The following is a 14643-nucleotide window of genomic DNA, read 5'->3' on the forward strand; positions in this document are numbered from 1 at the left end:
GTTGGATGGGAGCGGGGCTCCCGGACCGGTCGATGATGCAGGAAGGCCGGGAGAGACACGTAGGCCATCAGTACCGGACAGCGGGATCGCAATCCCGGATCGCGCAACCACGGTAAGGCGCAGTTGGAGCCACGCACGAAGCGCGAGTTCACTGGAACGCCAGCGTCAGCACCCGCAGCGCCTCGCGTGAGCGGCGGTCGTTGACCGCGCTGTAGAGCATCACGTCCTGCGCGGGAATCGGCGGCAGCGACAGGCGTTTGCCGACGTCCACCGTGCCCGGCGGTGCTGCCCGGCGCGCCAACGCCGCGACCGCCAGGCCGCCGGCGGCCGCGGCGCCGAGGATCGCGGCGCCCTTGCCGACGAATACCTCGCACCACTCGACCCCGGCGCGGTCGAGCGCGCGCACCGCGGCGGCGCGGAGCCGGCACGACGCGCCCTGCGTCGCCAGCGGCAGTGGCTGGCCCACGCGGCGCTCCCAGCCAGTCGCGGCGAACCAGCCAAAGGATTCCTTGAACGCCGCCCTGCCCTGCTTGCGGCGATCCTCGGGGCGCAGCACCAGCACGGCGTCGAGCTCGCCCTGCTCGTGGGCCTGCAGCAGCGCGCGCGAGCCCGCCACGTGCATCTCGACCAGCAGGTTCGGGTCGTGCTCGCGCATTCGGCGCAGCAGCGCGGACAGCTCGCTGCCGACCAGTTCATGGCTGATGCCGATCGCCAGACGGCGCTGCTCGGAGTCGAACGCCGCCGCCGCGCGGTCATGGGTCGACACCAGCTCGCGTGCCACCTCGAGGAAGGCCTGCCCATCGCTGGACAGGCGCACCTGCCGCGGCGTGCGTTCCAGCAGGCGCCGGCCCAGTTGTTCCTCCAGCCGGCGCAGCTTGAGGCTGACCGCGGACTGGGTCGTACCCAGCACCTCGCCGGCGCGGGTGAAGCTGCGCAGGTCGGCCGCCAGCACGAAGGCCTTGATCGCATCGACGTCCATCGCCTTCATTTGCATGATTCGATTTCCGAATGACAGATATATCCATAAATGGGTTTTTCTTATCTTGCAACCGGCCTAGCCTGCACGCGCTCGATTCCTACCCCACCAAGGAGCTTTGCGATGAAACACCTGATGAGTGGCGTGACCCTGGCGATGCTGGCCGGAATGGCGACACCCGCCGCCGCGGCCGCCGAACACTTCCCGTTACAGGGCACCTGGACCCTCGTGGCGGCCGACAAGATCCTGCCGGGCGGCGAGCGCGCGCGGGACTATGGCGAGGCTCCGAAAGGCCGGCTGGTGGTCGATGGCGACGGTCGCTACTCGCTGCAGATCCTCAAGTCCGAACGCCTGCGCTTCGCCACCGACAGCAAGGCCGACGGCAGCGCGGACGAGTTCGAGTCCGCCGTCATGGGCAGCAGCACCCACTACGGCACGATCGAGATCGACCGCCGGAACAACCTGCTCGTGTTCTCGATCGAAGGCTCGTCCTTTCCCAACTGGGAAGGCACGGTGCAAAAGCGCCAGTACGAGATCGACGGCGCGCAGCTGAGCTACCAGGTGCCGCCGCGCGCGGACGGCAGCATTCCGATATCAGTGTGGCGCCGGCTGGATTGAGCGTTCCGGGGCGGCCGCCACCCGGCGCGGTGGTGGCCGTTCACGGCTGGGTCGACGCGTGACGATAGACCGGTTCGCACCGATCATCGGCCGATCAGTGCCTTTGCCGGAAGAGCTTTACCATCGGCTACCCGCAGCGGAGACTGCGCCACGGGATGTCCCGCATCCCACGTCATAAGGAGATGACATGCCCAACCTGATCGACTACGGCTTCCTGTCCGCGCGTGAAGGCGCCCTCGTGCTCGACGGCTACGTGCCGGCGCCCACCGTCAGCCGGAGCGGCGTCACGATCGCGACCGGCGTCGACCTTGGCCAGCGCAGCAAGGCCGGGTTGCGCGCACTGGGACTGCCGCTCTCGCTGGTGGACAAGCTCACGCCCTATCTGGGCGTGACCCGCACCGACGCCGCGCGGTTGCTGGAGAAGAAACCGCTCCGGATTTCGCTGCTCGAAGCCCTAATGATCGACCAGGCGGTCAAGCAGGCCCATGTCGCCAAGTTGGTCGCGAACTACAACACCTCGCCCCACAACACCCGCAGGATCGACTTCTTCTCGCTGCCGGCGGAAGCCCAGACCGTCATCGCATCGGTGTCGTTCCAGTATGGAACGCTGGCCACGGAAGCCCCGAGGTTCTGGAAATCCGCCAGCGCGCAGGACTGGCCTGCGGCCGTGCGGGAGCTACGGAATTTCGGTGACCTCTACCCGACCCGGCGCAAGCTGGAAGCCGATCTGCTGGGCGCATTGATTCCCGAACAGGTCACGGAGACGGTCCGATGAGAACGATGGCTCTAAGCGTGTTTCTTGTCTGGGCTGTCACCGCGTGCGCGAGCACCGGCGATGCCCGCGAGGAGGTACTCGTCTTCAACCCCGAGTTGCGCGAGGCGCTTGCCCACTACAGCGCCACCATGGCTGCACCGCGCGTCCCAATGGCCATGGCCTCGGGGGCCACGGTGTCCAGTTGCGATGAATACCTGGCGCAGGGAAGCCGTGCCGGAACCGCATCCGTCCCGGCGAACAACACGGCATCGCTGGATTACGTCATCTGCGACTCGGTCGCAGCCTTGCACGATGCGCTGCCCGCCCCGCTGGACGCCGCCAACGCGCGTGGCGAAACCCTCGCCGACCGGCTGGACCTGCGCAGCTTCCGATCGTCCCGCTACCAGCGCACCACGGATGAGGCCTACACGCTGCGGACGGTGACCGACCAACCGCTGGACATCGACACATACTCGGCGGCGCTGGATTCGCCCGGCTGGTATTTCAAGCTGGAAGTCGTTGCGGTTACCGACATCGATGGAAGCGGCCAAGCCGACTGGCTGGTGTGGATGGTGGATCAGTCGCGGGGAGGTTCCTACCTGTCCGTCGTTCCGTTGGTCGTCCATGACCCCTCAATCGTCGGATTGCTCAACGCAACGCCGCTGGCGCGTTAGCGTCCGACGTCTTCCCGCCGGCCCGCGCAGTGCGCCGCCACGGCAACAACATCGGCACCCGACGCTGGTAGTCGCGATAGGTCTCCCCGAACTGCGCCACCAAGTCGCGCTCTTCCAGGCACTTCACAGCGATGAGGATGTAACCGGTGGTCACGCCCGCAAACAACAGGTGCCCCACGGTCATCGTCGGCGTGGCCCAGAACGCGATCAGGAAGCCGAGCATGATCGGGTGGCGCACGATGCGGTACAACGCGCGGGTCACGAAGGGGGCGGATGGCGTCGGCCCGCGTCCGAGCGCGGCGCGCCACGACTGGCGTACGCCGAACAGGTCGAAGTGGTCGATCAGGAACGTGCTGGCCAGCACCAGCAACCAGCCCACCGCCGCCAGTCCGTTGAGCAGCCAGCGCGCGGCCTCGGCCTCGGCGTCCCACACCACCATCGGCAGCGGGCGCCATTGCCAGTACAGCAGCACCAGCACCAGGTTGGTGGCGAGCACGAACGTGCTGCGCTCCAGCGGCGCCGGCACGATGCGGGTGAACCAGCGCTTGAACGCCGGCCGCGCCATGCCGCTGTGCTGCACGGCGAACAGCGACAGCAGCACGAGGTCGATCGCCAACGCCGCCGGCCACGCGGTCGGCACGCCGTTGTCGACGTGCTTGGGCACGCCCACGCCGGAAACGAAGCCGATCGCGTACAGGAACACCAGCAGGAACACCGCGTAGTTCGCGGTGCCGTAAAGGAAGGCGAAGAAGCGGAACATCGACGTGACTCCTCGAAACGGTCATGCCCAGCCTGCGCCCCTGCCATCGCGTGCGGCGATGGGAACCTTGTCCCGGTTGCAACGGGCGTTGCGGGGCCGATCGGGACAAATGTCCCGGATGCCGCTTCGCCGCCTTCGCCGATGTCCTGCGGCGTCAGTTCGCCTCGCGCCGCCCGACCACCTGCACGATCGCCTCGGCGCGGCTGCGCACCCCGAGCTTCCGGTACAGCCCCGAGAGGTGGTTGCGCACGGTCTTCTCGGCGATGCCCAGCTCCCAGCCGATCTGCGCATTGCTGCGGCCGGCGCACAGCAGCGCCAGCGCCTCGCGCTCGCGCGCTGTCAGCACCGGTCCGCGTTGCGGGTCCATGCGCGCCTCGGGCCATGCGACGCCGGTGAAGGCCAGCACTTCGTCCTGGAAATCGCGCCACGCCGGCTCGTGTTCCAGCAGCACGTGGTTGCTGGAATCCAGCTGGACGAAGCGCGCGCCCGGGATGCGGCTGGCCAGCAACCGGCCCTGCGCCAACGGCGCGATCTGGTCGCGGTTGGCATGCAGCACCAGGGTCGGCACCCGGACCTGCTCGAGCTGGTCGCTTACGTCGACATTGCCCCGCGCCTGCAACAGCGCCACCGCATTGGCCGGCGAGGTGGTCTGCCGGCACAGCTCGTTGAACCACGCCAGTTGCGCGGCCGTGCCCTCCGGCGCGAAGCGCTCGGCGAACAAACGGCGGAACGCCGGGTTGTCGCTGCCCCAGCCCAGGCCGACCACCTCCATCACCGCGCGAAACATCGCCGCACGCTCCGGGTCGTCGCTGCGCAGCCCGCCGACCGCGTAACCGCCATACAGAACCAGGTGCGAGACGCGCCGCGGGTGCCGCACCGCATAGCGGATCGCCGTGGCCGCGCCTTGGCTGATGCCGAGCAGCGCGAACGGCCGATCGATGCCGGCCGCGTCGACCACCGCCTCCAGATCCTCCACCCAGCGCGGCAGCGTCAGGTCGCCGGCCTTCCAGTCCGACATCCCACAGCCGCGCTCGTCATAGCGGAGGTAGCGGTAGTGCCCGCCGAGGAAGCGCACCCAGTGGGCCCAGACCGGGCTCTCGCTGTCGTACTGCAGGTGGGTCAGCCAGGTTGCCGCCTTGACCAGCGGCGTTCCGCGGCCGGTCTCCGCCCAGGCCAGCTGGACGTGGTCGCCGGTTTCGACGTAGTGCACTTGCTTCATTGGGCCCAGCCGTTGCGGGGACGGATGGTTCAGGCCAACGCGGGCGGGTCGGTGGAGCGGACGCCGGTACCGATGTACAGCAATGAGGCAAGCCAGGCCAAGCTCGCATTTATTTGTCCGCCGGGCGGTTGGTGGTAGCGTCGGCCCGTCGATCACGGATGCGGGGGGGCTTCCTGATGAAGACGGCTTTACGTATAGCCGCATGCGGCGCCCTTGCGGCGCTAGCCAGTGTGGCCTGGGCCCACAGCGGCGGCTTGAACGCCGAGGGCTGTCACAACGACCGCAAGAACGGCGGCTACCACTGCCATCGTTCGCCAGCGGCGGCACCGCCCAACGCCACTCAATTCGCGCCAGTCGGCGCATCCGGATACAACGCAGGCAGCGGCCGCGCATTTCGCAATTGCACTGCAGCGCGCGCAGCTGGCGGCGCCCCGGTGCGACGTGGCGAGCCGGGTTATGGGTCGCATCTGGATCGAGACAACGATGGCGTTGGATGTGAGTAACCCCACTCTGCAGTAACCGCACGGAGGCCCAATGAATCCTTATCTATCGACACTCATCGTTGTTCTGTCGGTGTTTGTACCCTCAGCGTTGGCGGTTGGCCTTCTGTGGCTTTACCGAAAATGGCTCGACCGCGAAGGAAAACGCTGCCCTGTGGGTGACAAGCGCATCCACGGTCCAGGGGAGCAGTTGCGCAAACGCATCGAGCTCGAAGCTGACGAGATGATGGGGGGACTCGTCGTGCTCTTCTTTATCGGCCCCTACTTTCTTGCGATATGGGCGCTGAGACATGTCGAGTGGACAGGAATACGGGTGGGCTTCGGCGAGTGGCTCTGGCTGAGTGCATTTCTGGTTGTCGCGGGATGGGCAACACACAGAATATTGCGTCATGGCATGCGGCGCAGACGTGCCAACGCGGGGCTACGCGCGGAGCTTTACACCGCCCAGGAACTCAATCGACTCATGCAGTCTGGATGCCACGTGCTCCATGACGTTCCCGCCGAAGGCTTCAACCTGGACCATGTCGTGATTTCGCCTGCGGGGGTCTACCTGGTTGAGACGAAATCCGTCCGAAAGCCCCTCGCGCGCAATAACAAACATCACTTCAAGGTTGAATTTGACGGCGAAAAGCTTCGCTTCCCTACGTTCACTACCGATAGGGCTGTGCAGCAGGCACGTCGTCAAGCGCAGTGGCTCTCGGAGTACCTTCGTGGGGCCTTGAATCGCTCCGTACGTGTACACCCAACGATCGCGCTGCCCGGCTGGTGGATCGACGGCGGCCGCACATCGGGCGGCAACGCTGTGCAAGTGTTCAACCCAGCAGGACGGGGCGCCATGTTCATGGCCGAGAGTCGCGCTACGCAACTGGATACAAGTACGGCCGCGCTAGTGATGCAGGCCCTGCTGATGCGCTATCCGGTGAGTGAGAGCTAACAGTCAATTCCGTTAGCAGATGCTGAGTTAGCCCGCTGGCTAGCCCATAAGTGTTGTCCAAAGAAGACTCGCAGGCTGACAACGGTCATTGATAACGTCGGATAATGCCGCCGCACCCATCCGTCCGTGCGCCGCGGCCGGATCTGAGGTATGACGCACACCGCGCCATTAATCATGCTTTCCCGCTCTACCTCAAGCTCACGCGTTCCAGCGACGGATCGTGGCCACCAGCGACTCCATCCGCGCCAACCAGTCAAATCGAGACATCATGGACTCGGTGGTCATGTATCGCCGAGCGGAAGCAGCTAGCTCTATTTTGTCGATCGATTTTCTCCCCATCATCTTCTCGACATAGGACTCCCCGCGACCGCCCGCTCGTGGAAAGAACGTCTGAAACTGAGAAGGATCCGGAAGTGTATCCATTCCACACGCTGCCGCGATTACCGTCCCAGGAAGATAGTTTTCAATCTCCTTGGGTTCCGTGACCCATATGAGGGCACCGGGTATGCGATCAACCTCTTCGCGAATTCTACGGACGCGCGCTTTAAGATGTTTCTTCGGCGCGTCGCGATCACTGTCACAAACAACGGCCAAGTTCGCGTTAACGTGGAGGAGATTTACCAACTCATCCTCAGCGTCCTCTGGACAAGTAAATTGAGTTCTTGCTAGCAACGAACCACCATAGAATGCGCACAAATAATCGCGCCCCTCCCGCAACTCCCCACGACTAACTTCTTTAATCCAAGCGTTCAGATATACACAATCGGACGGCCCTTCGACCCATACGATTCCGTTTGCCTGTAAGAGATCGGACGGCTTCGCTCCAAGCTCAGCAACTATCCCCAGGCGATCTAGATGCGCAGCGACGGTAGCCGTTCTCGCAGAACTCCCGTCGTGGCTTACGTGAACAATCTGTGCATTGCCGGATGCACTGAACTGATCAAGAGCAACGCCCGAGTGGGTTGTTAGAAACACATGTGCATCTTCGACTTTTACATATTCTTCTATGAAACATAAAAGTCTGCGTAGCAGAGCTGGATGCAGATTATTCTCCAACTCCTCGAAAGCAAATACAAACCGTGAGCGCTCTTTACCTTCAATCTTTGGAACAGCAATTAAGTTCAGGAGCACAAGCATGACGGTCTTCAACCCGCTACCCGATCTACTTAACGCCACCAATCCTTTTCGAGCCTCACCAAGATAGACCTCCCAGTGCTCCTTTACTCCGTCCGAGGTATCCTCGTCATGCTGCTGCACTTGTATCTCAGTGAAACAGCCGTCTGAGCCAAACACAATATTCAGTGCTTCAAGCAGTTCCACCTGAATAACATCACGAGGCAAATTGGTGCTGGAGCTAAGAATGAACCGACGAATGATGTTTGTTGCACCAGTTCCGTCGGATGCTAACTTCATATCCTGAGAGGCTGGTTCAGTTCGGATATCCCTATCCGCTAATATGTGCCGAAAGCTCTTGCCCGAAAAAGGGGGCGTAGCGCGCCCAACGATCCCCTCAATCTGTTTTCGGCGCGCTACGACTACAGAATCTCTGGTCAGTGGCTCGCTATCGATGGTGAGATTTTTGATTTGTCCATGCTCGCTTTCCCATGTGCAATATAAACCAATGAAGTGCACACCATGGTTCTGCCAATGGTTGCCGCCGAGATTTCCCTGAGAAACATTCTCAGGAAAAAACGGGCGCAGACTGGCTTCATCTAAACATCCCATGCAACGAAAGCTAGGCCCGATCGGCAGCTTATCCTTGCAGGCAAAACGGACAAGGTCTATGAGTTGAGACTTGCCAGTGTTGTTCCTACCGATGATTATATTTATGAGGGATAATGAATCGAAGCCGGCCCAATCTGAAGTGAAGCACCGGTAGCCCTTAAATTTTAGCGCGCTCATGATCACGATAATTCCCCTGCGACGACTGTCTTAAACATCTACTTGCGTCGCCGCGACTATAGCAACACTTTCTCTGACCATAAAAAAGGGGTGGCGATCCGCCACCCCTCGCATTAAAAGTCTGGCTCCACTTAAACCCCAAGCGGATTCGGCTTCTCCACATCGATCTTGTACTGCTTGATCGCCCGAGCCACATCCTTCGCGGTCATCTTCCCTTCCGCCGCCAGCGCCGCGATCGCGGCATGCGCGACGTGGTACCGGTCCACCTCGAAGTGGCTGCGCAGGTTCGCCCGCGTATCGCTGCGGCCGAAGCCGTCGGTGCCCAGCACGGTGTAGTGCATCGGCACGTAGGCGCGGACCTGCTCCGGGTAGGCGCGGATGTAGTCGGTCGAAACGATCGCCGGGCCCTGGCGGCCTTCCAGCAGGCTGGTGATGTACGGCTTGCGCGGGGCCTTGGACTCGGGGTTCATGCGGTTGTAGCGCTCGGCGTCCACGCCATCACGCGCCAGCTCGTTGAAGCTCGGGCACGACCAGATGTCCGCGGTCACGCCGAAGTCCTTCTCCAGCAGCTCGGCGGCGGCGATCACCTCGCGCAGGATGGTGCCGCTGCCCATCAGTTGCACGCGCTGCTCGCCCTTCTTGGCCTTGCCGGCGTCCTTCAGCAGGTACATGCCCTTGATGATCCCCTCGGCGCTGCCCTCGGGCATGTCGGGGTGGCTGTAGTTCTCGTTCATCAGGGTCAGGTACCAGTACTCGTCGACCTGGTCTTCGAGCATGCGCTTCATGCCGTGCTGCAGCAGGGTGACGACCTCGTAGCTGAAGGTCGGGTCATAGCTGCGCACGTTCGGGATCAGCCCGGCCTGCACCATGCTGTGGCCGTCCTCGTGCTGCAGGCCTTCGCCGTTGAGGGTGGTGCGGCCGGCGGTGGCGCCGAGCAGGAAGCCGCGCGCCCGCATGTCGGCGGCCTGCCAGGCGGAGTCGCCGATGCGCTGGAAGCCGAACATCGAGTAGTAGATGTAGAACGGGATCAGCTGCAGGTCGTTGGTGCTGTAGCTGGTGGCGCAGGCCATCCAGCTGGCGAACGCGCCGGCCTCGGTGATGCCCTCTTCCAGTACCTGGCCGGCGGCGTCCTCGCGGTAGTACATCAGCTGGTCGCGGTCGACCGGCTTGTACTTCTGGCCGTGCGGCGAGTAGATGCCGAGCTGGCGGAACATGCCTTCCATGCCGAAGGTGCGGGCTTCGTCGGCGACGATTGGCACGCAGCGCGGGCCCACCTGCTTGTCGCGCAGGGTGATGCTGAGCGCCTGCACGAACGCCATGGTGGTGCTGATCTCGCGCTCGCCGGTGGTCTTGAGCAGGCGCTCGAAGACTTCGAGCTTGGGCGCGGTCAGCGACTCGGTGGACTTGCGCCGGCGCTGCGGCAGGAAGCCGTTGAGCGCTTCGCGGCGCGCCTTCATGTACTGCACTTCCTCGGAGTCTTCGCCGGGGTGGTAGAACGGCACCTTGCCGTCGGCCAGTTGCTCGTCGGTGACCGGCACGTTGAAGCGGTCGCGGAAGATCCGCACCGCCTCGTCGTCCATCTTCTTGGTGCCGTGGGTCGGGTTGAGCGACTCGCCGGCATCGCCCATGCCGTAGCCCTTGACCGTCTTGGCCAGGATCACGGTCGGCATGCCCTTGGTGTGCACGGCCTGGTGGTAGGCGGCGTAGACCTTGTGCGGGTCGTGGCCGCCGCGGTTGAGGCGCCAGACGTCCTCGTCGCTCATGCTGGCGACCAGCTGGGCGGTCTCCGGGTATTTGCCGAAGAAGTTCTCGCGGGTGTACTTGCCGCCGAACGCCTTGCAGTTCTGGTACTCGCCGTCGACGGTTTCCATCATCAGCTGGCGCAGCTTGCCGGAGGTGTCGCGCGCCAGCAGCGGATCCCAGTAGCTGCCCCAGATGGTCTTGATGACGTTCCAGCCGGCGCCGCGGAAGTTGCCTTCCAGCTCCTGGATGATCTTGCCGTTGCCGCGCACCGGGCCGTCGAGGCGCTGCAGGTTGCAGTTGATGACGAAGATCAGGTTGTCGAGGCCTTCGCGGCCCGCGACGGAAATCGCGCCGAGGCTTTCGGGCTCGTCGGTCTCGCCGTCGCCGAGGAAGCACCAGACCTTGCGGTCGGTCTTGGGCATCAGGCCGCGGCCTTCGAGGTACTTCCACTGCCGCGCCTGGTAGATCGCGGCGATCGGGCCCAGGCCCATCGACACGGTCGGGGTCTGCCAGTAGTCCGGCATCAGCCACGGGTGCGGGTAGCTGCTCAGGCCCTTGCCGCCGGTTTCCATGCGGAAGCAGTCGAGCTGCTCCTCGCTGATGCGGCCTTCGAGGAAGCTGCGCGCGTAGATGCCCGGCGAGCTGTGGCCCTGGATGTACAGCAGGTCGCCCGGGTGGTCTTCGGACGGGGCGCGCCAGAAATGGTTGAAGCCGACGTCGTACAGCGTGGCGCCGGACGCGAAGCTGGCGATGTGGCCGCCGAGGTCGCCGGGCTTGCGGTTGGCGCGCACGACCATCGCCATGGCGTTCCAGCGGATGATCGAGCGGATCTTCCACTCCATCGCGGCGTCGCCGGGGCTCTTGGCCTCAAGGTGCGGCGGGATGGTGTTGATGTACTCGGTGGTCGGCGCGAACGGCAGGTGGGCGCCGGCGCGGCGGCTGACCTCGACCATGTTCTCCAGCAAGGCATGCGCGCGGTCGGTGCCGTCGCGCGCGATGACCGCCTCGATCGACTCGACCCACTCCTGGGTCTCGGTCGGGTCCGGGTCGTCGTGCAGGAGATCGGTGAACGGGCTTTCGTAGGTCGTGGCCATGCGTCTCGCGGCCCCATGGCCGCGCCTCTTGGATGGGGGTGGGAAACGTTCCTGCCATTCTATCAGCGGGGTCTGGCGGGGGGCTGGTGACTTGGGTCATGGGGCGGTGACCGTGCGAGGGCGTATGGCTTGTGTGGGTGTGTGGCGATCGGGGTAGCGTGTTGGGGGACGGTTGGTGATCGCGACTTACGTCGCTCCTACAGGGGGCGTGGGGCTGTCGTGGCTTTTGTAGGAGCGACGTAAGTCGCGAACGCGCGGAGTTATCCGACCCGGCGTAGGTGCCTACCCCGATACCACCCGCCTGCCCCCACAACGATCCTGCCCGAATGGGCAAACTCTCCCCCGTCCACCGAGGCCACGCCGCGCTCCGCCGCGGGCGCGTGTCTCTCCCGAACCAGGTCTATCTGGTGACTTTCACCACGTCCCAGCGCGCGCCGCTGTTTTCTGATCCGGACTGCGCCATGTCGATGGCGCGCGCGTTGATCGATCGCCGCCTGTGGGCGTCGTCGGAATTGCTCGCGTGGGTGTTGATGCCTGACCACTGGCATGGGCTGGTCGCGCTGGGCGAGCGTGATTACCTGCCGTCGCTGGTGCAGCGGCTCAAGGCGAATACCGGGCGGCATGTGCGGCAGGCGGACCCACGCGTCGGGCGGGTGTGGGGAAGCGGGTATCACGACAGGTTGTTGCGCGCGGAGGAGCAGTTGGTGGATGCGGCGCGATATCTGGTGATGAATCCGGTGCGCGCGGGGTTGGTGCGGCGGGCTGGGGATTACCCGTATTGGGACGCCAAATGGCTCTGACGCGCCCCGGAGTCCTGGCTCTTGTAGGAGCGACGTAAGTCGCGAACGCCACAGCAGGGATCAGGGCGTCTGAATCCGTTTGGCGGCAACTCCCCCCGAAGGCGACCGGCAGTCCGTCGTCCGGTGCGCGGTCACGGGCGTGCGGTGCGTCGTGCGGTCGCGACTTACGTCGCTCCTACAGGCCGGCGGGGCCGGCCGTTGGGTGGGACGCGGGACGAGGCGGCCCCCTTTCGGTGGCGCGCGCGCGTCACCCGCCGCGGGCGGTGCGGATCTGGGCGTCCACGGCGGCGATGGCGGTCAGGTTGACGATGCGGCGGGAGGTGCAGTCGGGGGTCAGGATGTGCGCGGGCTTGTCCAGGCCCATCAGGATCGGGCCGATGGCGACGCCGTCGGTGGCGACGCGGAACATGTTGTAGGTGATGTTGGCGGCGTCGAGGTTGGGCATCACGAACAGGTTGGCGCGACCGTTGAGGCGCGTGTTCGGGAAGATGCGGCGGCGCAGGGCGTCGTTCCAGGCGGTGTCGGCCATCATCTCGCCGTCGACTTCCAGCCGCGGGGCGCGCTGGCGCAGGATCTGGTAGACCTTGCGCATCTTCGCCGCGCTCGGGTTGTCGTGGCTGCCGAAGTTGGAGTGCGACAGCAGCGCGACCTTGGGTTCGACGCCGAACAGCTTGAGCCGGTAGGTCGCCTGCAACGTCGCCTCGGCGATCTGCTCGGCGGACGGGTCGAGCTGGACGTGGGTATCGAGGAAGAACCACGCGCCCTGGTCGTTGATCACGCCGGTCATCGCGGCGGTGCCGGTGACGCCGCGGTCGAAGTCGAACACGCTGCGCAGGTAGCCGAGCTTCTTGTGGAAGCGGCCGACCACGCCGCAGATCATCGCGTCGGCCTCGCCGCGCTCGACCATCAGCGCGGCGATCAGGCTCGGGCGCGAGCGCAGCAGGCTCTTGGCGGCGTCGGCGGTGACGCCGCGGCGCTCGGTCAGCGCGTGGTACTGCTGCCAGTAGTCGTTGAAGCGCGGGTCGTCGTTGATGTTGGTCAGTTCGAAGTCGACGCCCTGGCGCAGGCGCAGGCCGAGTTTCTCGATGCGCGCGTTGATGACGTCCGGGCGGCCGATCAGGATCGGGAACGCCAGGCCGTCGTCGACCACGGTCTGCACCGCGCTGAGCACCACGTTCTCCTCGCCCTCGGCGTAGACCACGCGCTTGCGGTCGCTGCGGGCACGGTCGTAGACCGGCTTCATCATCAGGCCGGTGCGGTAGATGAACTGCGCCAGCGTCTCTTCGTACGCCTGCATGTCGGCGATCGGGCGGGTCGCCATGCCCGATTCCATCGCCGCGCGCGCGACCGCCGGGGCCAGGATCACCAGCAGGCGCGGGTCGAACGGGCGCGGGATCAGGTAGTCGGGGCCGAAGGTCGGCACGTCGCCGCCGTAGGCCGCGGCGAGGTCGCCGGCCTCCATCCGCGCCAGTTGCGCGATCGCGTGCACGCAGGCGAGCTTCATCGCCTCGTTGATCTCGCGCGCGCCGACGTCGAGCGCGCCGCGGAAGATGTACGGGAAGCACAGTGCGTTGTTGACCTGGTTCGGGTAGTCCGAACGGCCGGTGGCGATGATGCAGTCGGGGCGGACCGCCTTGGCGGCATCCGGCAGGATCTCCGGATACGGGTTGGCCAGCGCCAGGATGATCGGCCGGTCGGCCATCGCTGCGACCATTTCCGGCTTGAGGATGCCGCCGGCCGACAGGCCGAGGAAGATGTCGGCGCCGGCGACGATGTCGGCCAGCTCGCGCAACTCGGTGTCGGACGCGTAGCGCGCCTTGTCCGGGTCGAGGTTGGGCCGGCCGCTGTAGATCACGCCCTCGCGGTCGAACGCGATGATGTTTTCCTTGCGCACGCCCAGCGCGACCAGCATGTCGAGGCAGGCGATACCGGCGGCGCCGGCGCCGGTGGTGGCGACCTTGACGCTGCCGATGTCCTTGCCGACCACTTCCAGCGCGTTGACCACGGCCGCGCCGACGATGATCGCGGTGCCGTGCTGGTCGTCGTGGAACACCGGGATGTTCATGCGCTCGCGCAGCTTGCGCTCGACGATGAAGCATTCCGGCGCCTTGATGTCCTCCAGGTTGATGCCACCGAAGGTCGGCTCCATCGCCGCGATGATCTCGACCAGCTTGTCGGGGTCGCGCTCGTCCAGCTCGATGTCGAACACGTCGATGCCGGCGAACTTCTGGAACAGCACGCCCTTGCCTTCCATGACCGGCTTGCCTGCCAGCGGGCCGATATCGCCCAGGCCGAGCACCGCGGTGCCGTTGCTGACCACCGCCACCAGGTTGCCGCGCGCGGTGTAGTCGAATGCGCTGAGCGGGTTTTCGACGATCGCCTCGCAGGCAAAGGCCACGCCCGGCGAGTACGCCAGGGCGAGGTCGCGCTGGGTCACCATCGCCTTGGTCGGGGTGACCTTGATCTTGCCCGGCGGGCTGAGGCGGTGGTAATCGAGGGCGGCTTGCTTGAAATCGTCGGTGTCGGACATCGGTCTGGGCGCGGCGGAGGAGCCTCTGATTCTAGCGGTGCTGGCCGCGGAAAGCCGCCGCGACCCGCGCCCAGTGAAAAACCCGGCGCCTCGCGACGCCGGGTTTCGAAGGGCCGCCGGATCCGGCGCGGCCCCAACA

At 65.1% G+C, this 14643-nt stretch carries 12 protein-coding genes; 6 read left to right on the forward strand and 6 right to left on the reverse strand.

Features of this window, described 5'->3' with window-relative positions:
• Nucleotides 1-148: 148 nt before the first annotated feature.
• Nucleotides 149-988, reverse strand: coding sequence for a LysR family transcriptional regulator (locus tag ACT9AS_RS04570; RefSeq protein WP_445098920.1), 840 nt, complete (start codon nucleotides 986-988; stop codon nucleotides 149-151).
• Between the two features lie 111 nt (nucleotides 989-1099).
• Between ACT9AS_RS04570 and ACT9AS_RS04575 the strand changes: the two genes are divergently transcribed.
• From ACT9AS_RS04575 to ACT9AS_RS04585, 3 genes are all read left to right on the forward strand, one after another.
• Nucleotides 1100-1594, forward strand: coding sequence for a lipocalin-like domain-containing protein (locus ACT9AS_RS04575; protein WP_445098921.1), 495 nt, complete (start codon nucleotides 1100-1102; stop codon nucleotides 1592-1594).
• 187 nt (nucleotides 1595-1781) lie between these two features.
• On the forward strand, nucleotides 1782-2369 hold the full coding sequence (locus tag ACT9AS_RS04580; RefSeq protein WP_445098922.1) for a pesticin C-terminus-like muramidase: 588 nt from the start codon (nucleotides 1782-1784) through the stop codon (nucleotides 2367-2369).
• The gene (locus ACT9AS_RS04585) at nucleotides 2366-3022 is read left to right on the forward strand and encodes a hypothetical protein (protein ID WP_445098923.1); all 657 of its coding nucleotides are present in this window, start codon (nucleotides 2366-2368) and stop codon (nucleotides 3020-3022) included. The genes ACT9AS_RS04580 and ACT9AS_RS04585 overlap by 4 nt, the downstream gene beginning before the upstream one ends.
• On the opposite strand, the gene mddA is transcribed toward ACT9AS_RS04585, so the two are convergent.
• Nucleotides 2997-3782 carry a methanethiol S-methyltransferase gene (gene mddA, locus ACT9AS_RS04590; protein WP_445098924.1) on the reverse strand — a complete coding sequence of 262 codons (786 nt, stop codon included), beginning with the start codon at nucleotides 3780-3782 and terminating at the stop codon, nucleotides 2997-2999. The genes ACT9AS_RS04585 and mddA overlap by 26 nt on opposite strands.
• A gap of 154 nt (nucleotides 3783-3936) precedes the next feature.
• Nucleotides 3937-5001 (reverse strand): alpha/beta fold hydrolase, encoded by a 1065-nt coding sequence (locus ACT9AS_RS04595; RefSeq protein ID WP_445098925.1) that lies wholly within the window; start codon nucleotides 4999-5001, stop codon nucleotides 3937-3939.
• A 176-nt stretch (nucleotides 5002-5177) separates the two neighbouring features.
• Between ACT9AS_RS04595 and ACT9AS_RS04600 the strand changes: the two genes are divergently transcribed.
• Nucleotides 5178-5504, forward strand: coding sequence for an excalibur calcium-binding domain-containing protein (locus tag ACT9AS_RS04600; RefSeq protein WP_445098926.1), 327 nt, complete (start codon nucleotides 5178-5180; stop codon nucleotides 5502-5504).
• Nucleotides 5505-5535: 31 nt separating this feature from the next.
• Entirely contained in the window at nucleotides 5536-6435 is a 900-nt protein-coding gene (locus ACT9AS_RS04605) for an NERD domain-containing protein (RefSeq protein ID WP_445098927.1), read from the forward strand.
• Between the two features lie 198 nt (nucleotides 6436-6633).
• Here the strand turns inward: ACT9AS_RS04605 and ACT9AS_RS04610 are convergent, their stop codons facing one another.
• Both ACT9AS_RS04610 and aceE read right to left on the reverse strand, forming a co-directional pair.
• The gene (locus ACT9AS_RS04610; RefSeq protein ID WP_445098928.1) at nucleotides 6634-8337 is read right to left on the reverse strand and encodes an AAA family ATPase; all 1704 of its coding nucleotides are present in this window, start codon (nucleotides 8335-8337) and stop codon (nucleotides 6634-6636) included.
• Between the two features lie 131 nt (nucleotides 8338-8468).
• Complete coding sequence (gene aceE, locus ACT9AS_RS04615; protein ID WP_445098929.1) at nucleotides 8469-11174, reverse strand: pyruvate dehydrogenase (acetyl-transferring), homodimeric type; 2706 nt, start codon at nucleotides 11172-11174, stop codon at nucleotides 8469-8471.
• A 326-nt stretch (nucleotides 11175-11500) separates the two neighbouring features.
• On the opposite strand from aceE, the gene ACT9AS_RS04620 reads away from it, so the two are divergent.
• On the forward strand, nucleotides 11501-11974 hold the full coding sequence (locus ACT9AS_RS04620; protein ID WP_445098930.1) for an REP-associated tyrosine transposase: 474 nt from the start codon (nucleotides 11501-11503) through the stop codon (nucleotides 11972-11974).
• A 247-nt stretch (nucleotides 11975-12221) separates the two neighbouring features.
• On the opposite strand, the gene ACT9AS_RS04625 is transcribed toward ACT9AS_RS04620, so the two are convergent.
• A complete protein-coding gene (locus tag ACT9AS_RS04625) occupies nucleotides 12222-14504 on the reverse strand; it encodes a phosphate acyltransferase (protein ID WP_445098931.1) in 2283 nt (760 codons plus the stop codon).
• Nucleotides 14505-14643: the final 139 nt, after the last annotated feature.

Source organism: Lysobacter sp. F60174L2 (assembly GCF_052547135.1).